This is a genomic window from Arenimonas sp. SCN 70-307 (assembly GCF_001724815.1).
In the GTDB taxonomy this organism is placed as follows: Bacteria; Pseudomonadota; Gammaproteobacteria; order Xanthomonadales; family Xanthomonadaceae; genus Arenimonas.
The window spans coordinates 66452-87139 of the sequence record NZ_MEDO01000004.1 but is presented as its reverse complement, the minus strand read 5'-3'; the positions used below and the strand labels follow the sequence as shown (position 1 = coordinate 87139).

At 71.7% G+C, this 20688-nt stretch carries 16 protein-coding genes; 8 read left to right on the top strand and 8 right to left on the bottom strand.

The annotated features are described in order from the left end of the window. Positions 1-12 precede the first annotated feature (12 nt). The 4 genes from ABS41_RS03035 (at position 13) to ABS41_RS03020 (ending at position 3790) form a co-directional block, all read left to right on the top strand. The gene (locus ABS41_RS03035) at positions 13-1341 is read left to right on the top strand and encodes a DcaP family trimeric outer membrane transporter (protein WP_290590364.1); all 1329 of its coding nucleotides are present in this window, start codon (positions 13-15) and stop codon (positions 1339-1341) included. Positions 1342-1363: 22 nt separating this feature from the next. Then, positions 1364-1633, top strand: coding sequence for a DUF4212 domain-containing protein (locus ABS41_RS03030; RefSeq protein WP_290590362.1), 270 nt, complete (start codon positions 1364-1366; stop codon positions 1631-1633). A gap of 3 nt (positions 1634-1636) precedes the next feature. Beyond that, positions 1637-3409 (top strand): sodium:solute symporter family protein, encoded by a 1773-nt coding sequence (locus ABS41_RS03025; RefSeq protein WP_290590359.1) that lies wholly within the window; start codon positions 1637-1639, stop codon positions 3407-3409. Between the two features lie 96 nt (positions 3410-3505). Beyond that, complete coding sequence (locus tag ABS41_RS03020; protein ID WP_290590354.1) at positions 3506-3790, top strand: hypothetical protein; 285 nt, start codon at positions 3506-3508, stop codon at positions 3788-3790. Between the two features lie 78 nt (positions 3791-3868). Here the strand turns inward: ABS41_RS03020 and ABS41_RS03015 are convergent, their stop codons facing one another. Both ABS41_RS03015 and ABS41_RS03010 read right to left on the bottom strand, forming a co-directional pair. Continuing rightward, the gene (locus ABS41_RS03015; RefSeq protein WP_290590351.1) at positions 3869-5053 is read right to left on the bottom strand and encodes a fatty acid desaturase; all 1185 of its coding nucleotides are present in this window, start codon (positions 5051-5053) and stop codon (positions 3869-3871) included. Positions 5054-5199: 146 nt separating this feature from the next. Continuing rightward, on the bottom strand, positions 5200-8598 hold the full coding sequence (locus ABS41_RS03010) for a mechanosensitive ion channel domain-containing protein (RefSeq protein WP_290590348.1): 3399 nt from the start codon (positions 8596-8598) through the stop codon (positions 5200-5202). Positions 8599-8672: 74 nt separating this feature from the next. Between ABS41_RS03010 and mutM the strand changes: the two genes are divergently transcribed. The 3 genes from mutM (at position 8673) to ABS41_RS02995 (ending at position 12970) form a co-directional block, all read left to right on the top strand. Beyond that, entirely contained in the window at positions 8673-9485 is an 813-nt protein-coding gene (gene mutM / locus ABS41_RS03005) for a bifunctional DNA-formamidopyrimidine glycosylase/DNA-(apurinic or apyrimidinic site) lyase (RefSeq protein WP_290590345.1), read from the top strand. A 110-nt stretch (positions 9486-9595) separates the two neighbouring features. Next, entirely contained in the window at positions 9596-10159 is a 564-nt protein-coding gene (locus ABS41_RS03000) for an ECF-type sigma factor (protein ID WP_290590341.1), read from the top strand. Between the two features lie 15 nt (positions 10160-10174). Continuing rightward, positions 10175-12970, top strand: a complete 2796-nt coding sequence (locus tag ABS41_RS02995; protein WP_290590337.1) for a protein kinase — start codon at positions 10175-10177, stop codon at positions 12968-12970. Here the strand turns inward: ABS41_RS02995 and ABS41_RS02990 are convergent, their stop codons facing one another. The 3 genes from ABS41_RS02990 to ABS41_RS02980 form a co-directional block, all read right to left on the bottom strand. Beyond that, positions 12971-13603, bottom strand: coding sequence for a thymidine kinase (locus tag ABS41_RS02990; protein ID WP_290590333.1), 633 nt, complete (start codon positions 13601-13603; stop codon positions 12971-12973). Between the two features lie 65 nt (positions 13604-13668). After that, positions 13669-14430, bottom strand: coding sequence for a hypothetical protein (locus tag ABS41_RS02985; protein ID WP_290590330.1), 762 nt, complete (start codon positions 14428-14430; stop codon positions 13669-13671). A gap of 74 nt (positions 14431-14504) precedes the next feature. After that, positions 14505-15206, bottom strand: a complete 702-nt coding sequence (locus ABS41_RS02980) for a pseudouridine synthase (RefSeq protein ID WP_290590327.1) — start codon at positions 15204-15206, stop codon at positions 14505-14507. A gap of 127 nt (positions 15207-15333) precedes the next feature. On the opposite strand from ABS41_RS02980, the gene ABS41_RS02975 reads away from it, so the two are divergent. Further along, positions 15334-18066: a pitrilysin family protein gene (locus ABS41_RS02975; RefSeq protein WP_290590325.1), complete on the top strand. Its 2733-nt coding sequence runs from the start codon at positions 15334-15336 to the stop codon at positions 18064-18066. Positions 18067-18171: 105 nt separating this feature from the next. Here ABS41_RS02975 and ubiB read toward each other — a convergent pair whose 3' ends face one another. The 3 genes from ubiB to ABS41_RS02960 are packed head-to-tail and all read right to left on the bottom strand — an operon-like array spanning position 18172 to position 20674. Further along, positions 18172-19824 carry a ubiquinone biosynthesis regulatory protein kinase UbiB gene (gene ubiB / locus ABS41_RS02970; protein WP_290590394.1) on the bottom strand — a complete coding sequence of 551 codons (1653 nt, stop codon included), beginning with the start codon at positions 19822-19824 and terminating at the stop codon, positions 18172-18174. 5 nt (positions 19825-19829) lie between these two features. Continuing rightward, entirely contained in the window at positions 19830-20468 is a 639-nt protein-coding gene (locus ABS41_RS02965) for an SCP2 sterol-binding domain-containing protein (RefSeq protein ID WP_290590323.1), read from the bottom strand. Between the two features lie 50 nt (positions 20469-20518). Next, positions 20519-20674, bottom strand: coding sequence for a DUF1328 domain-containing protein (locus tag ABS41_RS02960; RefSeq protein WP_106990292.1), 156 nt, complete (start codon positions 20672-20674; stop codon positions 20519-20521). Positions 20675-20688 lie beyond the last annotated feature (14 nt).

The following is a 20688-nucleotide window of genomic DNA, read 5'->3' as shown; positions in this document are numbered from 1 at the left end:
GGGAGGGGAAGGATGAACAAACTCACTCGCAAACAGCGGCCCGCGCTGACGCTCGCCATCTTGCTGGCGATCGCGGCACCGGGCCAGGCGCTGGCGCAGGACGCCGGCACGCAGGACCTCGAGGCGCGCATCGCGCAGCTCGAGCAGATGGTGCAGGGCCTGAAGGCCGAGCTCGACGCACAGAAGGCGCAGGCCGCGGCCGCGCCGCCGCCGGCGCCGGCGGCACAGCCGCTGCAGTCCACGCCGATCATGCCGGCGGCCAACCCGGGCACGCGCTTCAGCTTCGGCGGCTTCGTCAAGCTCGATGCCATGGTCACCGACACCGACGGCGGCGAGATCGCCGACGGCTCCGCCGGGCGCCTGTTCTACCTGCCCAGCGCCATCCCGGTCGGCGGCGCCCCGGAAAGCGGCAACGACCTGGACTCGCATGCGCAGTTCTCGCGCCTGTGGTTCGGCGCCGACACCGACCTCGACGGCCGCAAGCTCAAGGCCTACCTCGAGATGGACATCTTCGGCGGCGCGCTCGGCAACGAAATCGCCACCAACACCTACGGGCTGACCATCCGCCACGCCTACGTGAGCTGGGACAAGTGGCTGGCCGGCCAGACCTGGTCGAACTTCCAGGACGTGGCCTCGCTGCCCGACGCGGTCGACTTCATCGGCCCGACCGAGGGCACGGTTTTCGTGCGCCAGGCCCAGCTGCGCTACACCAGCGGCCCGTGGTCGTTCTCGCTGGAGAACCCCGAGACCACCACCACGTCCTACCTCACCGGCGTGCGCGGCAACAGCGACGACAACTCCGTGCCCGACTTCACCGCCCGCTACGTCAGCCGCGGCGACTGGGGCCACGTCAGCATCGCCGGCATGGCGCGCCAGCTGAAGGTGGCCAACGCCTTCGGCAGCCAGGACGACACCGCCTTCGCGGTGAGCGTGTCGGGCAAGTGGAACGTCGGCGCCAGCGACGACGTCCGCTACATGCTCAGCTACGGCCCGGGCATCGGCCGCTACCTGGGCCTGGGCCTGGGCCCGGACGCGATGACCGCGGCCGATGGCTCGCTCGAAGCGCTCGACGGCATCGGCGGCTTCGTCGCCTGGCGCCACGTGTTCAGCCCGAAGTGGCGCGGCAACGTCTTCTACTCGGCCGCCAAGTTCGACAACGAGACCGCGCTCACCGGCCTCGGCGTCACCGAGTCCTCGCAGTCGTTCCACGCCAACCTGATCTATTCGCCGCTGCCCAAGCTCGACGTCGGCGCCGAGCTGATCTGGGGCAACCGTGAGCTCGAGAGCGGTGCCGACGGCGACCTTCGCCGCCTGCACATGCACGTCAAGTACAGCTTCTGACCAGCGCCCGGAGGCCTGAGCAATGAATAGTCCCATCACCGAAGAAAGGCGCAAGGAGTACTGGCGCCGAACGCTCCGGGTCACGGCAATCCTGCTGTCGATCTGGTTCGTCGTGACCTACGTGGTGATCTTCTACGCCGTTGAACTCAACGCGATCACCTTCCTCGGCTTCCCGTTCGCCTTCTACATGGGCGCGCAGGGTTCGCTGATCATCTACGTGGTGCTGATCGTGTTCTACGCCTGGTACATGAACAGGCTGGACCGCGAGTTCGGCGTGGCCGAGGAGGGCTGAACCATGTCCGGAGATTTCGTCAGTCGACTCCCGAAAATCTATGGCATGTACACGGGCGGCTTCCTCGCCTTCGTCATCGCCCTGGCCATCGCCGAACAGATGGGCCTGCCCAACGTCTGGATCGGCTACATCTTCATGGCCGCCACCATCGGCCTGTACGCGATGATCGGCATCATGAGCCGCACCGCCGAGACCGACGAGTACTACGTCGCCGGCCGGCGCGTGCCGGCCCTGTTCAACGGCATGGCCACGGGCGCGGACTGGATGTCGGCGGCCAGCTTCATCGGCATGGCCGGCACGCTCTACGCCCAAGGCTACGACGGCCTGGCCTTCGTGATGGGCTGGACCGGCGGCTACGTGCTGGTGGCGCTGTTCCTGGCGCCCTACCTGCGCAAGTTCGGCCAGTACACCATCCCGGACTTCCTGGGCACGCGCTACGGCGGCAACCTGCCGCGCACCATCGGCATCATCTGCGCCATCACGGCCAGCTTCACCTACGTGATCGCGCAGATCTACGGCGCCGGCATCATCACCAGCCGCTTCCTGGGCATCGACCTGGCCACCGGCGTGTGGGTGGGCCTGGTGGGCGTGCTGGTGTGCTCGCTGCTGGGCGGCATGCGCGCGGTGACCTGGACGCAGGTGGCGCAGTACATCGTGCTCATCATCGCCTACCTGGTCCCGGTGGTCTGGCTGTCGATCAAGGTCACCGGCAACCCGGTGCCGCAGCTGGCCTACGGCGAGGTGCTGCAGCAGATCGGCACGCTCGAGCAGCAGCTGGGCGTCACCGCCGGCCACGCCACGCCCTTCGTGAAGAACGACATCGTCAATTTCATGGCGCTGACGTTCTGCCTGATGGTGGGCACCGCCGCGCTGCCGCACATCCTGATGCGCTTCTTCACCACCCCGAGCGTGAAGGAGGCCCGCAAGTCGGTGGGCTGGAGCCTGTTCTTCATCTTCCTGCTGTACTTCACCGCGCCGGCCTATGCGGCCTTCGCCAAGCTCGAGGTCTATTCCAACGTGATCGGGCAGTCCATCGCCACGCTCCCGGCCTGGGTGGCTTCGTGGTCGAAGGTGGGCCTGGTGTCGATCTGCGACGCCACCAACGCGATGGAAGTGGTGAAGGGCTGCGCGGCCAACGGCAACGGCGACGGCATCCTGCAGCTGGCCGAGCTGGTGCTCAACGCCGACGCGATCGTGCTGGCCACGCCGGAAATCGCCGGCCTGCCCTACGTCATCGCCGGCCTGGTGGCCGCCGGTGGCCTGGCGGCGGCGCTGTCGACCGCCGACGGCCTGCTGCTGACGATCTCCAACGCGCTCTCGCACGACGTCTACTACAAGATGGTCAACCCGAACGCTTCCGCCAAGAAGCGCCTCACCGTCGCCCGCATCCTGCTGCTGGGCGTGGCGGCGATCGCGGCCTACGCGGCCTCGAACGCACCGGCGACCATCCTGTCGATCGTGGCCTGGGCGTTCTCGATCGCGGCGGCGGCCTTCTTCCCTGCGCTGGTGCTCGGCATCTTCTGGAAACGGGCCAACAAGGCCGGCGCGGTGGCGGGCATGCTGGTGGGCTTCGGCCTCACCCTGTACTACCTGATCAACGTGAAGTTCCTGGGCATGACGCCGTGGTTCGGCATCAAGGACGTGTCGGCCGGCATCTTCGGCATCCCGCTGGGCTTCCTCACGATCGTGGTGGTCAGCCTGCTGACCAAGGAGCCGTCGCAGGAGACCAAGGACATGGTCGAGGAGCTGCGTTATCCCAAGCTCGCCCGCGGCTGAGGCGTGACGCCGCCTTCCCCCTCCCCGGGGAAGGCGGTGCAACCGGCGCCGGTGCCCGATGCACCGGCGCCTTTTTCATGGGGCTAGAATCGAACGATGCTGACGACCTACACCCTGCTGAGCTACGTGATCGCCGTGCTGATGTGGACCCTGGTCGGCCGCGGCGTGCTGCGGCTGATGATCCCCGGCGACCCGTCGAAGAACCCGGTCTACCAGCTCTTCACCTGGGCGCTGTGGCCGGTGCTCGCACCACTGCGCGCCACGCTCGGGCGGGTGGTGCCGCATTCGCACCTGGGCTGGTACGCCTTCATCCTGCTGCTGGGCCTGCGCATCGGCCTGTACATGCTGTTCTACAGCCAGGGCTGGCTGGTGCTGGCATAAAGGAAAGGGGGTCAGGTTCACTTATTTCCCAGGGCAACGCCCCGGGAAATAAGTGAACCTGACCCCCTTTCTTTCGACTCAGGCGCGGGCGGGTGCCATGGAGTAGCCCTTGAGGCGCTCGGAGAACTCCTGCAGCTGGGCGATGCCCGAGGCTTCGGCCTCGGCGCACCAGGCGCGCAGGGCCTCGAGCTTGGCTTCGGCCTCGGCGCTCTTGATGTCGTAGATGGCCAGCAGGCGGGCGCGGAACTCCATCAGGCGCGCGGTCTGCGGGCGCTCGGCGATCCAGGCGCTGAACCGGGCGCGCTGCTCCTCGCCCAGCCACCTGCCCTCGCTGCGGAAGGCGCGGCGCAGGCGACCCGGCAGGTCGGCGGCCTCGGCCTGCAGGTGCGGCTTGAGCACGAGCTTGTAGTAGTCGGTGGCGACCTGCCAGCGGTGCGCCATCATCGCGCGCATCGTGTCGGTGTCGGGCACCTGGATGTTCGGGCGCACGTCGAGTTCCGGCGCCACGCGCAGCACCTTGGCCAGGCCCAGGGCCTGCAGGCCGCGGATCACGGTCCAGCCGATGTCGAACTCGTACCGGCGCAGCGCGAACTTGGCCGAGCTCGGGAAGGCGTGGTGGTTGTTGTGCAGCTCCTCGCCGCCCACCCAGAACGCCCACGGGGTGAGGTTGGTGGCGGTGTCGGCGGTATCGAAGTTGCGGTAGCCCCACCAGTGGCCCAGGCCGTTGATGACGCCGGCGGCCCAGAACGGGATCCAGGCCATCTGCAGCGCCCAGATCGCGATGCCCGGGATTCCGAACAGGGCGAGGTTGATGAACAGCATCAGGCTCGGGCCCCAGGACGGGTGCGCGGTGTAGAGCTTGCGTTCGATCCAGTCGTCCGGCGAGCCCTTGCCGTACTTCTCGAGCATGTCCTTGTCGTTGCGCGCGCTCTGGTAGAGCTCCACGCCGCGCCAGAGCACGCGATTGATGCCCTGGAAGCGCGGGCTGTGCGGGTCTTCCTCGGTCTCGCACTTGGCGTGGTGCTTGCGGTGCACCGCGGTCCACTCCTTGGTGACCATGGCGGTGGTCAGCCAGGCCCAGAAGCGGAAGAAGTGGGTCAGCACCGGGTGGAAGTCGACGCCGCGGTGGGCTGCGCTGCGGTGCAGGTACAGGGTGACGGTGAAGATCGTCAGCTGCACCACGACCAGGAAGTAGGCGGCCATCTGCCAGTAGCTGGCCTGCGTGAAGCCGCGGGCCAGCCAGTCGAACAACTCAGGGGACATCGGTAACTCCAGGGGGGCGGGCGGATGGCCCGGTGGCAGGACGATGATGCCCGCCCTTCACGGCGAAATCACCTCTGCAGCCTTCATGGGGGCGCGCCGGGCCACCCGCAAGGGGCGCCCGGGCGGCCGTTTCCCCGCCCGCTCGTTCAGCTTCGCGCGTCGGCCGGCGGCGCGGGCGGTGGCGAAGCCGGCGGCTGCGGCAGCTCGCGCACGTGCACGTCCAGCTGCGGGAAGGCGAAGCCCACGCCGTTCTGCTCGAACAGTTCGACCAGGCGCAGGTTGATCTCGTTGCGCACCGCCAGCCGGTCGGCGATGCCGCCCACGAACACGCGCAGCTCGAAGTCCAGCGAATTGGCGCCGAACTCCAGCAGCCAGCTGCGCGGCGGCGGCGACTCGAGCACGCGCGGGTTCTCGGTGGCGGCCTGCATCAGCAGCCGCTGCACCAGCACCGGGTCGGTGCCGTAGTCCACGCCCACCTTCACCACCACGCGCGTGGTTTCGTCGCTGAGCGTCCAGTTCACCAGCTGGCCGGTGATGAAGGCCTTGTTGGGCACCACGATTTCCTTGTTGTCGAAGTCCAGGATCGTGGTCGCGCGGGTGCGGATGCGGGTGACGGTGCCATCGAGGTTGTTGACCGTGATCACGTCGCCCACCCGGAACGGCCGCTCGAACAGCAGGATCAGGCCCGAGACGAAGTTGGCGAAGATCTCCTGCAGGCCGAAGCCCAGGCCCACCGTCAGCGCCGCCGCCAGCCACTGCAGCTGGCTCCAGCGCAGGCCCAGCAGGCCCAGGCCGACGACGATGCCGACCATCACGATCGCGTAGCGCGCCACGCTGGTGATGGCGTAGCGCGAGGCGGCGTCGATGTGCACCTTCGAGAGCAGGCCGATCTCGAGCAGGCCCGGCAGGTTGCGCGCGGCCACGAAGGTCAGCGCCAGGGCCAGCAGGCCCAGCAGCGCGGCCATCAGCGTGATCGGCACGACGGTGCTGCCGCCGTCGGCGGCCGACTGCTGCACCGTCCACAGCACCCACTCGTCGAGGCGGGCGAAGGCCGGCATCACGTCGGCCCACACCCAGGCCAGGCCGACCACGAGCAGCACCCACTTCACGGCGCGCAGCAGGCGGCGCGTCTGCGCGTTGACCTGCTCGAGGGCCAGGTCCTCGTCGATCTCCAGCGGGATCGCCTCGCCGCCGCCCTCGTCCACCGCACCGCCCTCGGCGCGGGCCTGAGCCTCGGCCTCGCGCTTTTGTTCGGCGCGACGCAGCGCCAGGCGGCGCTCGCCCAGCGCGAACCAGCGCGCCAGCAGGCCGTGCAGCACCGCCACCGCGATGAACACGCCGACGCTGGCGAACTGCGCCTCGAGCAGGATGGCGGTCGAATACACGTAGCCCTGCAGCGCCAGCACCACGCAGGCCAGCAGGCCCAGCGGCAGCAGCACCCTCAGCGCACGGCGGCGGAAGGCGTGCGGCGGCCGCGCGCCGCGCTTGTGCGTCAGGCGCTCGGGGCCAAGCAGCCAGGCCAGGGCCGCGGCCGACAGCAACGAGGCCAGCACCACGCCGGCGCGGGCGGTGACGTCGATGGCCAGGTCCTGGTTGCGGATGAAGCCCAGCGCGACCACGAAATAAAGCGGCAGCAGGCCGGCCTGCAGCAGCGGCACCCAGCGCTGCAGCGCCTCGCGGCGCTGGCGGGTCCAGCGGAAATGGGCGTGGGCCAGGCCGCGGTCGCGCACCAGCCAGCCGAGGAAGGACAGGGTGAACGCCGGCAGCGCCAGGGCCTGCAGCGCCAGGCCCAGCGAATCGCTGTACTTGCCGAGTTCGCCCACGTCGCGCAGCAGCTCGCCGGCCAGCCACAGCGCCGCCGCCGGCGGCAGCGCCGCGGCCACGGTCCAGGCCAGGCTGGCCAGGGTGCGGCGGTAGCGGTCCTGGCCGATGTCGCGCAGTTTCTGGCCCACGGCCTCCAGGCGCGTGCGGGCGCGCCAGCGCAGCCAGGCCAGCGCCAGCACCAGCACGATCGCCACGAAGTAGCCAAGCGGCCGCTGGGCCGCGGCCGCGGCCGCCAGCCGGGCGGTGGTGGCGAAGCGCGAGGGCTTGGCGAGGTCGGCCAGGGCCGCCGGCCAGCGCGCGACCCACTCGCCATCGACCGCGGCATGGCTGCGGATCCACAGCAGGTGGCGGTTGAGCAGCTGGCGCAGTTCGCCGGTGGCCTGCAACCGCTCCTGCAGGCTGCGTTCGGCCTGCTCGAGCGTGGCCACCTGGCGCCAGAGCAGCGGCTCGAGCCGTGCGTACAGGTCCACGCGCATCTCCAGCCAGGCCGCGAGGGCTTCGGCGTCGCCCGCCGCGGCGTTGCCGTCGCCCTCCTCCTCACCGGCGCCGCCGGCTTCGGCGCTGGCGCGCAGGTTGCGCGCGCTGCCGGGCAGGTCGGCCAGGTCGCGCTGGTTCTCGTCGAGCGAGATCAGGCGCAGGCGCACTTCGGCCAGGGCCTGGCGCACGTCCGACAGGCGCCCGGACAGCACCGCCTCGCTCTCGAGCCGGCGCAGCACCGCCCACAGCCAGGTGCCCACCTGCTCGCTGCTGCCGCCCAGCTCGAGGCGGGCGCGGCTGTCGCGCAGCGCGGCGCGGTCGTTGGCCAGGGCCTGCTCCTCGGCGGCGAGGCGGCGGCGGTATTCGGCCAGCTGCTCGTTGGCGGCCAGCAGGTCGCCGGCGACCGAGAGGTTGGTGGCGGCGGCCTCGGCCAGCGCGGCATCGTCGTCGGGCAGGGCGGCAGCGCGGGCGTCCACGTCCTCCACCAGGCGCTGCAGGTCGGCGCGCGCCTGGCCGAGGATGCGCCGCTGCAGCAGCAGCAGGCGCGGTTCGTGCTGGGCCAGGCGCAGGCGCAGCACCCGCAGCTCGAGCTCCTGCGGTCGCTGGCGGGTGGCCGCGGAATCGTGGCGGGTTTCGCGCAGGGCGATCTCGGCCTCCAGGCGCCGGCGCTCGGCGACCTGGCGCAGGCGGCGCGACTCGGCCAGGGCGGCGGGCTCGCCGTCGGCGGCGGTGACCGGCGCGGAAAGCGTGGCCAGGCGGTTGCGCAGTTCGTCGAGGTTGGTGTCCGCCACCGGGTCGGCGGCCAGCGCCTCGCCCATCGCGCGGGTGAGGTTGGCGATGCGGTCGCCCAGGGCCTGCGCTTCGCGACGCTCCTGTTCGAGCAGGCGTTCGAGCACTTCGACGTCGGCGCGCGCGGGCAGCGCGGATTCCCAGGCCGCCAGCGCCTGGCGCGGCGAACGTTGCAGCTGCTGCTCGAAGCGGCGGGCGCGATCCGGGGCGGAGGCGATGTCGGCCTCGAGCGCGGCCAGCTGCTCGCGCAGCTGGGCGGTTTCCTCGTCGGCGCGGGCGGCGGCATCGAGGTTGTCGCTCGCGGCCTGGCGCTGCGGGTCGGCCAGGCCCGAGAGCGCGGCGCGCAGGCTTTCGGCCGGGCCCGACGGTGCCGAGGCCTGGGCCAGGGCCGGCAGGAGCAGGACGAACAGGCCCAGGGCCAGGCGGGAACGCGGGGGGCGGGCGGTCTGGGGCATCGGCCAAGGCTATGCCGCGCCGGCCCCGCGCCGCAATCACGCCGGGGCGCGCGGTGCTCTGCCAAACTTCGTCCATGCCTGAACTGCCCGAAGTCGAGACCACCCGGCGCGGCCTGGCGCCGCACGTCGAGGGCCGCCTGGTCACCGGCGTGGTGCTGCGCCGGCCGGACCTGCGCTGGCCAATCCCGCCCGAAGTGGCGCGCGAACTGCCCGGCCAGCGCGTGCTCGGCGTGCGCCGCCGCGCCAAGTACCTGCTGCTCGACACCGCGCCCGGCAGCGCCCTGCTGCACCTGGGCATGAGCGGCATGCTGAGGGTGCTGCCAGCGAAGACGCCGGTGGCCACGCACGACCACGTCGACCTGGTGCTCGATTCGGGCCGCGTGCTGCGCTTCACCGATCCGCGCCGATTCGGCTGCCTGCTCTGGCAGCCTGCCGGCGAAACCCACGCGCTGCTGGCCCACCTCGGCCCGGAGCCGCTGTCGGACGCCTTCGACGGCGACACTCTGTTCGCGCTCAGCCGCGGCCGCAAGGCGCCGGTGAAGACCTTCCTGATGGACCAGGCGGTGGTCGTGGGCGTGGGCAACATCTACGCCGCCGAGAGCCTGTTCCGCGCCGGCATCGCGCCGGGCCGCGCGGCCGGCTCGGTCAGCCGCGAGCGCTACCGGCGCCTGGCCGCGGCGGTGAAGGAGATCCTGGCCTACGCCATCACCCGCGGCGGCACCACCCTGCGCGACTTCCTCAGCCCGGACGGGGCGCCGGGGTATTTCGAGCAGGAACTGTTCGTCTACGGCCGGGAAGGCGAGGCCTGCAAGGTGTGCGGCCGGACCATCCGGGACGGGCGGATGGGCAACCGCGCCACCGCCTGGTGCCCGGGCTGCCAGCGCTGACGGGCCCCGCCGATGGGGTCGGAGGTAATTTCCCCCCGGGAAATTACCTCCGACCCCAAGCCTTCTGGTTATAGTGTCCCCAACCCGCGTCGGACGGGCCCCGGGGACCCATGAACGAAACGGCTGAAATCACCCAGTGGCTCAGCGCCGCCCGAGGCGGCGACCGGTCCGCGCTCGACCGCGTGCTGGCCACCCTGTACCGCGAACTGCACGGCATGGCCCGGCGCCAGCTGGGCGGCCAGCAGCACGGCCACACCCTCGATACCACCGCGCTGGTGCACGAGGCCTACCTCAAGCTCGCCGGCCGCGCCGAAGCCGAGTTCGAGGACCGCGCCCACTTCTTCGCCTACGCCGCCAGCGCCATGCGCTCGGTGGTGGTGGACTACGCCCGCCAGCGCATGGCGGTCAAGCGCGGCGGCGACCTGCACCGGGTCACCGACCTGCCCGAGGACGCCGGCGGCGGCATGCGCCTGGACGAGGACATGCTGGGCCTGGACGTGGCGCTCAACAAGCTGCACGACCTCGACCCGCGCCTGGCCCAGGTGGTGGAGATGCGCTACTTCGCCGGCCTGTCGGAAACCGAGATCGCCGGCCTGCTCAAGCGCTCCGAGCGCAGCGTGCGCCGCGACTGGCAGAAGGCCCGCATGTTCCTGCTGGCCGCCCTGCAGGGCTGAGCCCGGCCCGCCCGCGTGGATACCGAGCGCTGGGCCACGCTGTCGCTGCTGCTCGATGAGCTGGTCGAGCTCGAGCCGCAGGCGCGCGAGCGCCGCCTGGCGGAAATCGGCGACGCCGACCCGGCGCTGGCCGACGAGCTGCGCAAGCTGATCGCGCTCGAGGAGGACCGGCCCGACTTCCTCTCCCAGTCGGTGGTGGACGCCTCGCTGTTCGCGCCGCAGGCCGGCCAGTCGATCGGCCCCTACAAGCTCGAGAAGCCGCTGGGCGAAGGTGGCATGGGCCAGGTGTGGCTGGCCATCCGCGCCGACGGCCTCTACCAGCGCCGCGTGGCGGTGAAGCTGCTGCGCCCGGGCCTGGGCGACGCCGGCCTGCGCCAGCGCTTCACCCGCGAGCGGCAGATCCTGGCGCGCCTGGGCCACGCCCACATCGCCCGCCTGCTCGACGCCGGCGTCAGCACCGACGGCCAGCCCTACCTGGCGCTGGACTACGTGCAGGGCGAGCCGATCACCGACTACGCGGAGAAGCTGCGGCTGCCGCTGCCGGCCCGGCTGCGGCTGTTCCTGCAAGTGTGCGCGGCGGTGAGCCACGCCCACGCCAACCTGGTGGTGCACCGCGACCTCAAGCCGTCCAACATCCTGGTGACGCCGGCCGGCGAGGTCTGCCTGCTCGACTTCGGCATCGCCAAGCTGCTCGACGAGCCGCACGGCGAAACCCTGGTCACCGGCACCGGCACGCGCGCCTTCACCCTGCACTACGCCGCGCCCGAGCAGCTGCGCAACGGCGTGATCACCACCATGACCGACGTGTACGCACTCGGCGTGGTGCTCTACGAACTGCTGGTGGGCCGCAAGCCCTACGACCCGGCGCGCGCCACCGACGCGGCCTGGGAGGAAGCCATCCTCTCGGCCGATCCGGTGCGGCCCTCGCAGGCGGCGCTCCGGCTGGCACGCGAGCGCGCCGACCCGCATCCGCGCCGGCTGGCCTCGGAGCTCGCGGGCGACCTCGACAACATCCTGCTCAAGGCGCTGTCGAAGGCGCCCGAGGACCGCTACGTCTCGGTCGAGGCCCTGGCCCAGGACCTGCGCCGCCACCTCGAGGGCGAGCCGGTGCTGGCGCGTCCGCACAGCCTGGGCTACCGCACCGCCAAGTTCGCGCGCCGCAACGCGCTGGCGCTGGTGGTGGGCACGCTGGTGGCCTCGATGGCGGTGGCCGCGGTGACCTTCATGGCCTGGCAGACCAACCGCGCGCTGCGCGAGGCCGAACGCGCGCAGGCGATGCAGGACTTCGTGGTGGCGCTGTTCGAGAACACCGAGCAGGCCGGCGACGGCGGCCTGGACGCGCGCACCCTGCTCGACGCCGGCGTGCGCCGCGCCGACACCGAGCTGCGCGGCCAGCCGCAGGCGCGGGCCGAATTGCTGGGCCTGATCGCGCGGCTGCGCCAGGGCCTGGGCGACGACCGCCAGGCGCTGGAGCTGCTCGACCGCCAGGCCGCGCTGCTGTCGCGGCTCGAGGGCAACGACCCGGCGCGCCTGGGCATCGAGGCGGCGGCGCTGCGCGGCCGCAGCCTGCGCGCGCTCGGCCAGCCGGAAACCTGCGTGCGCGCCCTGGTGCCCTGGCTGCCGGTGGCGCAGCAGCAGGGCGCGGCGCAGCCGAACGCGGCGGCCGAGTTCCTTTCCCAGCTCGGCCGCTGCCACCGCCAGCTCGGCGGCCGAGAAGTGGCGCGCGACCTCTTCGGCCGCGCGCTGTCGCTGCGCACCGACGGCGGCGCCGGCAAGCCGCTGCAGGCCGAAAGCCGCGCCGACCTGGCCGGACTGCTGGCCGACGAGGGCCGCTACGCCGAAGCCGTCACCGGCCTGCGCGAGGCGCTGGCGCTGCTGCGCGCGTCGGGCGGCGACCGCAACGCGCTGGGCGTGGAGATCTGGCGCGACCTCGGCCGCTACCAGCAGGCGCTGGGCGACGCGATGGAGGCCGAGTCCTCGTACCGGCAGGCGCTGCAGATCACGCTCGACCGCTTCGGCCTCAACCATCCGCTCACCACCGCGGTGCAGCGGCCGCTGGGCGAGCTGCTGCTGGCCCAGGGCAAGCTCGCCGAGGCGCGCCAGCTGCTGGGCAGCGCCCACGAGCGCCTGGTGACGCGCTTCGGCCCCGAGCATCCGGAAGTGGCGGCGTCCTGGCACCAGCGCGGCCGCCTGGCCTGGGAGCTGGGCGCGCTCGACGAGGCCGACGAGGCGCTGCAGCGCAGCCTGCAGCTGCGGCGGCGCGGCAACGACCTGGCCAGCCACGTGGCGGTGCTGTGCGACCTGTCGGAAGTGCGCCTGGCCCGCGGCCTGGACGGCAATGCCGGCACGCTGGCGCAGGAGTGCCTGCAGCTGGCACGCGGCCGCGACGCCGCCCTGGCCACGCGCGCGCGCACGCTGCTGGCCGCTGCCGCGCAGCGTGGCGGCGACGCTGATGCCGCGCGGGCGCAGGTGCAGGAAGCCAGCGACCGCCTGGGCGAAGGCGATTTCACGGCCCGCGCTGAACTCACCCTGGTGGCGGCGCGGCTGGCCCTGGCGCGCGGCGAAGTGGCGCTGGCCGGCGCGCAGATCGACAGCCTGCGCACCCAGGCCCGCGCCCGCGACCAGGTGGCCCAGGCCTGGACCCTGCACCTGGACGCGCTGCAGCCCGAGCTGCACTGCCGCGCCGGTCGCCTGGGCGACGGCCGCGCGCTGCGCGAGGCGACGCTGGCGCTGGCGGCCGAGCGCCAGCCCGAACGCACGCGGCTGCGGACCGAACTCGAACGCGAGTCGGCCAGCTGCGGCCGCGGCTGATCAGTCGGGCGTGCCCAGCGGCAGCTGCGGCTGCTGCAGGTCGATGCGGCCCTCGCCGGCCATCACTTTCTTGAACTCGCCGCGGCTGACCGAGACGTAGCGCTCGTTGCCGCCGATCTCCACCTGCGGGCCGTCGGTGATGGCGCGCCCCTGTTCGTCCACGCGCAGCACCATCGTGGCCTTGCGGCCGCTGTGGCAGATGGTCTTGATCTCGACCAGGTTGTCGGCCCAGGCCAGCAGGTACTGGCTGCCCTCGAACAGCTCGCCGCGGAAGTCGGTGCGCAGGCCGTAGGCCAGCACCGGGATGTTCAGGCGGTCGACGATTTCGCCGAGCTGCCAGACCTGGCGCTTGGACAGGAACTGCGACTCGTCCACCAGCACGCAGTGCAGCGGGCCGCGCGCGGCGATGTCGGCCTCGGCCAGGGCCTGCAGGTCGTCGTCGGAGGTGAACACCGTGCCGCGCGCCTTCAGGCCGATGCGCGAGGCCACCAGGCCCTCGCCGTAGCGGTTGTCGAGCCTGGGCGTGAGGATGAGCGTGCGCATGCCGCGCTCGTGGTAGTTGTGCGCGCTCTGCAGCAGGGTGGTGGTCTTACCGGCGTTCATCGCCGAGTAGTAGAAATAAAGCTTGGCCAAGGCGGGATCCGGCGGTGGGACGAGGCGGCATTATCGCCGCCCCGGCCCCCGCTGTCCGGCCCGGCTCAGTCCTCGTCGGACTGCCGGGCTTCCTCGGCCTCGTAGGCGGCCTCGGCCGCGGCATCGGCGGCGGCATCCTCGGCGCTCATCACCTCGCCGACGTCCACGGTGCCTTCGGCGTAGTAGGTCCAGTCGCCGTCGTGCCACTCGATGTACTGGTCGATGTCCCAGAACTTCGGGTCGTAGTAGGTGCTGCCGTCGATGATCTGGTAGCCCGACGGGGTGGGGATCTGGATCTTGAGCGCGCCGACCGAGCCCAGGCGGCTGCCGGTGCTCTGGCGCTTGGCCTGGCGCAGCTCGCGGTCGAGGCGGCGCTTGCCGACCTCGTCGCCGAACTCGGCGTAGATGGCCTCGCCCAGTTCGAGCGCGCGGGCGCGCTCGGCCTCGTCGAGCTCGTTCCAGTAGCGCTCGCGCTTGACCAGCATCAGCGGGTACTGGCGCTCGGCGGCCAGGTCCATCCAGACGTAGGCCAGGGCCTTGTCGCGGGCAACGCCCTGCCCTTCCCACAGCATCTCGGCGACCATGCCCTGCGAGGGCTTGTCGGCGAAGCGTGCGGCGCGGCGGAAGCGCTCGTAGGCGCCCTTGAAGTCGCCCTTGTTGTAGGCGCGCAGACCGGCCAGGCGGTGGCGCAGGTCGGGGTGGGCGGAAAGGAAACCCTCGCTGGAGACGACCAGCTTCTCGTCCTCGTCGTTGGACGACTGGGCGAAGGCGGGCGCGGCGATCAGGGCGGCCAGGGAAAGCACGCAGGCAAGCAGGCTCAGGCGCATCGGTGGGGTCTCGCTGGGCGGGGGGAACGGGGGGCAGTGTGCCCGCATCGGGGGGCGGCGGCATGGGCCGTGCGTCATGCCCCGGCCTCGGGCGGGGGCAGGCCCAGCAGTTCGAGCGCGCGCAGGAACTCCGGGTCCGGCGGTGCCACCACGGTCAGCGGGCGGCCGTCGGCCGGGTGCGGGAAACCCAGGCGCCAGGCATGCAGCAGCATGCGATGCACGCCGCGCAGGCGGAAGGCCAGGTTGTGGCGGCCGTCGCCGTGGCTCGAGTCGCCCACCAGGTGGTGGTGGACGTGCTTGAGGTGCCGGCGGATCTGCCGGAAGCGGCCGGTGCGCGGGCTGCAGCACAGCAGCGCGTAGCGCGAGGTGGGGTGCTGCTGGCTGGGCCAGTCGACCTCGGCGGTGGCCAGCGTTCGGTAGTCGGTGATGGCGGGCTTCTTCACGGGCTTGCCCGGGCCGCCGTCGAGCGGATGGTCGATGACGCCCCCGGGCGGCGCGGGCCAGCCGCGGCAAACGGCGAGGTAGTCCTTGCGGAAGTGTTCGGCCATCAGGCTGCGGCCCAGGGCCGAGGCGGTGTCGCGGTCGAAGGCCAGCAGCAGGCAGCCGCTGGTGGCGCGGTCGAGCCGGTGCACGAGGAACACCGGCCGCCCGAACTGCTCGCGCAGCCGGTCGGCGGCGAAATCGGTTTCGCCGCGCGCGAGCTTGCTGTCGTGGACCATCAGGCCGGCGGGTTTGTCCACCACCGCCAGTTGTTCATCGATGTAAAGAACCTGCATGCGCGCATTCTCACACGCGAAGGCCCTGGGGTCGGAGGTAATTTCCCAACGGGAAATTACCTCCGACCCCACTTTTGCGGCATCCTGCGGGTTCGGCCCTTGATGGGCACAAGCACACGGAGTTTCCATGACGACGAATGTCGCCGCCCGCTGGTTGGGCGCCTGCCTGCTGGTCCTTGGTTTCGTGTTGTCCTTCGACGCCCACGCCACGACGCTGCCCAAGGGCGTGACCGAAGTGGCCTCGGTGGAGGGCATCACCGAATACCGGCTCGAAAACGGACTGCGCGTGCTGGTGTTCCCCGACGCCACCAAGCCCACCGTCACCGTGAACCTGACCTACCTGGTCGGCTCGCGCCACGAGGGCTACGGCGAAACGGGCATGGCGCACCTGCTCGAGCACCTGCTGTTCAAGGGCACGCCCACCAACGCCGACATCCCGGGCGAGATGCGCCGCCGCGGCATCCGCTACAACGCCACCACCTGGTACGACCGCACCAACTACTTCGGCAGCTTCGCCGACGGCGAGGGCAACCTCGACTGGCTGCTGTCGCTGGAAGCCGACCGCATGGTCAATTCCAACGTGGCCCGCGCCGACCTCGACAGCGAGATGACGGTGGTGCGCAACGAGATGGAGCGCGGCGAGACCGAGCCCTTCCGCGTGCTGATGTCGCGCCTGTCGGCCACGGCCTACCTCTGGCACAACTACGGCAACAGCACCATCGGTGCCCGCGCCGACGTCGAGAACATGCCGATCGAGGCGCTGCAGGCTTTCTACCGCCGCTATTACCGCCCCGACAACGCCACGCTGCTGGTGGCCGGTCGCGTCGATACGGCCGACGTGCTGGCGCGCGTGGCACGCCACTTCGGCCCGATCCCGAAGCCGGCCGGGCCGCTGGCGCGCACCTACACCGCCGAGCCCGTGCAGGACGGCGAGCGCGAGATCACGGTGCGCCGCGTCGGCGAAACGCGCCTGGTGGGCCTGGGCTACCACATCCCCGCCTCGGCCCACCCCGACACCGCCGCGCTGCAGGTGCTGGGCCAGGTGCTGGGCGACACGCCCACCGGCCGCCTGCACAAGTCGCTGGTGGAGCCGGGCCTGGCCGCCAGCGTCAGCGCCAGCCCCTGGCTGCTGGCCGAGCCGGGCCTGTTCCTGTCGTTCGCGATGGTGCCGGTGGATGGCGACCCGGAGGCGACCGCCCGGGCCCTGATCGAGGGCATCGAGCAGGCCGGCGCCACGCCCTTCACCGAAGACGAGGTGGCGCGCGCCCGCGAGCGCCTGCTCAAGAACATCGAACTGCTGTTCAACGACGCCAACGGCACCGCGATGGCGCTGTCGGAGGCCATCGCCGCCGGTGACTGGCGGCTGTTCTTCCTGCGCCGCGACCGCATCGAGGCGGTGGGCGTGGAGGACGTGGCGCGGGTGGCGAAGCAGTACTTCAAGCCGGCCAACCGCACGCTCGCGCGCTTCGTGCCGACCGAAGCCCCTGATCGCGCCGAGATTCCGGCCGCACCGGACGTGGCTTCGCTGGTCGAAGGCTACGTGGGCCGCGAGGCGGTGGCGGCGGGCGAGGCCTTCGACGCCAGCCCGGCCAACATCGACGCGCGCACCACCACCGCGGCGCTGTCGAACGGCACCGGGGTGGCGCTGCTGCCCAAGCAGACGCGCGGCGACACGCTGGCGCTGAACCTGCAGTTCCGCTTCGGCAGCATCGAGGACGTGACCGGACGCGACGCGGCCGGCGGCCTGGTGGCGGCGATGCTCAGCCGCGGCACCACCGGGCGCAGCCGCGCCGAAATCACCCGGCGCCTGGACGAGCTCAAGGCGCGGGTGTCGATCAGCGGCGGCCGCCAGTCGGTCGGCGTCGGCGCCACCACCACGCGCGAGCACCTGCCGGAGTTGCTGGCCCTGCTGGCCGAGATGCTGCGCACGCCGTCCTTCCCCGCCGATGAGTTCGAGCAGCTGCGCAACCAGGCCATCACCGGCCTCGAGGCGGGCCGCAACCAGCCGCAGTCGGTGGCCAGCCGGGCGCTGTCGCGGCACTTCAGCCCCTGGCCCAAGGGCCATCCGTGGTATGCGCAGACGCTGGACGAGGCGATCGCGGAAATGCGCACAGTGACGCTGGACGAAGTGCGCCGGTTCCACGTCGATTTCCTCGGCGCCGGCGTGGGCGAGATCTCGCTCGTGGGCGACTTCGACCCGCAGGAAGCGATGGCCCTGCTCGAGCAGCACTTCGGCGGCTGGAACGCGCCCAGGCCCTACGTGCGCCTGGCCAACCCGGCGCATTCGCCCGAGGCCGTGGTGCGCGAGCTCAAGACGCCCGACCAGGCCAACGCGGCGATCTTCCGCCGCGCCACGCTGGCGCTCTCGGACAGCCATCCGGACTACGCCGCGCTGGTGGTGGCCAACAACATCTTCGGCGGCGGCGGCATGAAGTCGCGCCTGGGCGACCGCGTGCGCCAGACCGATGGCCTGAGCTATTCGGTCGGCTCGCGCTTCAACGCCAGCATCCTCGACGAGAACGCCTCGCTGGAGATGTTCGCCATCACCGCGCCCGAGAACGTGGGCCGCGTGCGCACCGCCTTCGACGAGGAACTCGCGCGGTTCATCGCCGGGGGCGTGACCGACGAGGAGCTCAAGGACGCCGTGGACGGCATCCTCAAGGCCCGCGTGCTGTCGCGCGCCGAGGACGGCAACCTCGCCGGCCTGCTGGCCAGCAACCTGCAGTACGACCGCAGCCTGGCCTGGAGCGCCGAGCTCGAGGCGCGCATCGCGGCGCTGAGCAAGGCCGACGTGGACCGGGCGATCCGGCAGCACTTCGGCGCGGCCGCCTTCAGCGATTTCGCCGCCGGCGATCTGTAAGCGGCCGCGACGCGCCCCGTAGGAGCGCCTTCAGGCGCGAATCTTCTGCCTTTGCCTTCGGCAAAGAACGGATTCGCGCCTCAAGGCGCTCCTACACGGCAGCGGTCAGCGGCGGGGCCAGGCGGCGAGGAAGGCGCCGAAGGCGCCCAGCGCGGCGATGCCGGCGACGGCCGGGATGCCCCACAGGCGCGGGCCGCCCGCTTCGAGCGCGTAGAGCACCGCGGCGACGATCATCAGGCCCGTGCCGAGGATGGCGTACACCGTCTGGCGCTGGCCGGCGCGGGAGATGCGCGCCAGTTCGGCCAGGTCTTCGCTGCGCATGTTGATCGAGTGCTCGCCGCGGACCTGCTGGGCCAGGAACTCGTGCAGCAGGCGCGGCATGTCCGGCGCGTGCGTCACCAGCTCGGGCAGGCGCTTGCGGAACTCCGCGCCCAGCGTGGCCGGGCTGTAGCGCTCGCGAAGGATGGCCTCGAGCACCGGCCGCGCCTCGGCCCAGATGTCGAGCTTCGGGTCGAGCAGGCGGCCCACGCCCTCGATGTTGAGCAGGGTCTTTTGCAGCAGGATCAGCTGCGGCTGCAGGGTGAGCTCGTAGCGCTGGGCGGTCTTGAACAGCTTCACCAGCACCTCGCCCAGCGAGATTTCGCTCAGCGGCCGGGTGAAGTAGGGCTCGCACACCGCGCGCGTGGCGGCCTCGAGCTCGTCGAGTCGCACCGTGGCCGGCATCCAGCCCGCCTCGACGTGCAGCTCGGCGATGCGGCGGTAGTCGCGCTGGAAGATCGCCATGAAATTCTCGGCCAGGTAGTACTGGTCGCGGCGCGCGAGCTGGCCGACGATGCCGAAATCAATGGCGATGAAGCGCGGGTTGGCCTTGCGCGCCGGGTCGGCGTCGACCCAGATGTTGCCGGCGTGCGCATCGGCGTGGAAGAAGTTGTCGCGGAACACCTGCGTGTAGAACACGCGCACGCCGCGCGCCGCCAGGGCCTTGCGGTCGATGCCGGCGGCGTCGAGGGCCTCGACGTCGTCGCTGGGGATGCCGCGCACGCGCTCCATCGTCAGCACCGACTCGCTGGTGTGGGTCCAGAACACCTCGGGCACGTACAGCTCGTCGCTGCCGGCCCAGGTGCGGCGCATGAGGCTGGCGTTGGCGCCTTCGCGCTGCAGGTCGAGCTCGGCGTAAAGCGTGGACTCGATCTCGCTGACCACTTCCTGCGCGCGGATCCTGTCGGCGCGCGGGTGGTGGCGATCGGCCAGCGCCGCCAGCGTGCGCAGCAGGGCGATGTCGTCGGCGATGCGCTGGGCGATGCCCGGGCGCAGCACCTTCACCACCACCTCGCGGCCGTCGTGCAGGCGCGCGGCGTGCACCTGGGCGATGGACGCCGAGGCCAGCGGCGTGGCCTCGAACTCGGCGTAGAGCTCCGGCACGGGTCGGCCCAGGCCGGCCTCGATGCGCGCGCGCGCCTGCTCGCCCGGGAAGGGCGCCACGCGGTCCTGCAGCAGCGAAAGCTCCTCGGCCACGTCCGGCGGCAGCAGGTCGCGGCGGGTCGAGAGCACCTGGCCGAACTTCACGAAGATCGGGCCCAGCTCCTGCAGCGCCAGGCGCAGGCGCTGCCCGCGCGGTGCGTCGTCGTCGCCGGCGCGGCGGGTGAAGGGGCGCAGCAGCCACAGCCAGCGGCCGACCGAGGTGCCCTCGAGCAGCGCGTCGAGCCGGTGCCGCAACAGCACGCGCGCGATGCCGATGGCGCGCCAGCTGCCCCGCAGCGGGGTCATGCGGCGCCTCCCGGCGACAGCCGCGAGAGGCGCGCGGCGAGCCGCTCGACCCGGTCGCGCAGTTCGTCGACGTCGTCGTGGAAGGCCGAGAGTTCGGCCTTGCCGACCACGTCGCGGCGCTCCTCGACCAGGTAGTCCACCGCGTCACGGCTGAAGCCCTGCGCGAACTTCAGGCCGCCCGACAGCGCGTCGCGCAGCAGTCGCGCGGCCTGCGGGCCGAACACCGGGCCGAGCAGCTCGGCGAAGGGTTTTTCCCAGTCGGGGTCGAAGCGCTGCGCAAGCTTCTGCAGCTGCCGCGCCAGCTCGGCGTCGCCGTTGATGCGCACCTTGCCCACCGGCGGGGCGCCGGGCGGGCGCAGGAAGGGGAGCTGGGAGAGCACGCCGGAAATCGTGGCGCGCACGCCGAGGTCGGGCTCCTCGCGCGGCGGGCCCACCTTGAGCCGGCCTTCGTCCACCGACAGCTCCAGTGCGATCGGCGGCGCCTCGAGCGCGAGGCCGATGCGATGGCCGCCGAGGCGCGCGAGCGCGGCGGCGGTGTCGGGGTCGAGCGCGACCAGGCGGTTGAGCGCCTGTTCCAGCGCACGGCCGGCCAGGGGCTTGAGGGCGTCGAAGGGCGAGGCGGCGGGCTGGCTCATGCCGCCATTCTAGCGGGCCGGCGCCCCCGCGGGCGCCGACCCGCCGGTCTTCACGTGGCCTTCTTGAGGAAGGAGACGATGGCCAGGATCAGGAACACCACGAACAGGATCTGGGCGATCCAGGCGGCGGTGCCGGCGATGCCGCCAAAGCCGAGCACGGCGGCGATGATGGCGACGACAAGGAAGATCAGCGCGTAATGGAGCATGGGATGCCCTCCTT

What these genes read in the sequence shown, in the direction of transcription:
- ABS41_RS02985 (WP_290590330.1), bottom strand. Translation starts at nt 14,430, where the DNA reads ATGCGCCTGAGCCTGCTTGCCTGCGTGCTTTCCCTGGCCGCCCTGATC.
- mutM (WP_290590345.1), top strand. Translation starts at nt 8,673, where the DNA reads ATGCCTGAACTGCCCGAAGTCGAGACCACCCGGCGCGGCCTGGCGCCG.
- ABS41_RS02965 (WP_290590323.1), bottom strand. Translation starts at nt 20,468, where the DNA reads ATGAGCCAGCCCGCCGCCTCGCCCTTCGACGCCCTCAAGCCCCTGGCC.
- ABS41_RS02975 (WP_290590325.1), top strand. Translation starts at nt 15,334, where the DNA reads ATGACGACGAATGTCGCCGCCCGCTGGTTGGGCGCCTGCCTGCTGGTC.
- ABS41_RS03035 (WP_290590364.1), top strand. Translation starts at nt 13, where the DNA reads ATGAACAAACTCACTCGCAAACAGCGGCCCGCGCTGACGCTCGCCATC.
- ABS41_RS03000 (WP_290590341.1), top strand. Translation starts at nt 9,596, where the DNA reads ATGAACGAAACGGCTGAAATCACCCAGTGGCTCAGCGCCGCCCGAGGC.
- ABS41_RS02980 (WP_290590327.1), bottom strand. Translation starts at nt 15,206, where the DNA reads ATGCAGGTTCTTTACATCGATGAACAACTGGCGGTGGTGGACAAACCC.
- ABS41_RS03010 (WP_290590348.1), bottom strand. Translation starts at nt 8,598, where the DNA reads ATGCCCCAGACCGCCCGCCCCCCGCGTTCCCGCCTGGCCCTGGGCCTG.
- ABS41_RS02960 (WP_106990292.1), bottom strand. Translation starts at nt 20,674, where the DNA reads ATGCTCCATTACGCGCTGATCTTCCTTGTCGTCGCCATCATCGCCGCC.
- ABS41_RS03025 (WP_290590359.1), top strand. Translation starts at nt 1,637, where the DNA reads ATGTCCGGAGATTTCGTCAGTCGACTCCCGAAAATCTATGGCATGTAC.
- ABS41_RS03015 (WP_290590351.1), bottom strand. Translation starts at nt 5,053, where the DNA reads ATGTCCCCTGAGTTGTTCGACTGGCTGGCCCGCGGCTTCACGCAGGCC.
- ABS41_RS03020 (WP_290590354.1), top strand. Translation starts at nt 3,506, where the DNA reads ATGCTGACGACCTACACCCTGCTGAGCTACGTGATCGCCGTGCTGATG.
- ABS41_RS03030 (WP_290590362.1), top strand. Translation starts at nt 1,364, where the DNA reads ATGAATAGTCCCATCACCGAAGAAAGGCGCAAGGAGTACTGGCGCCGA.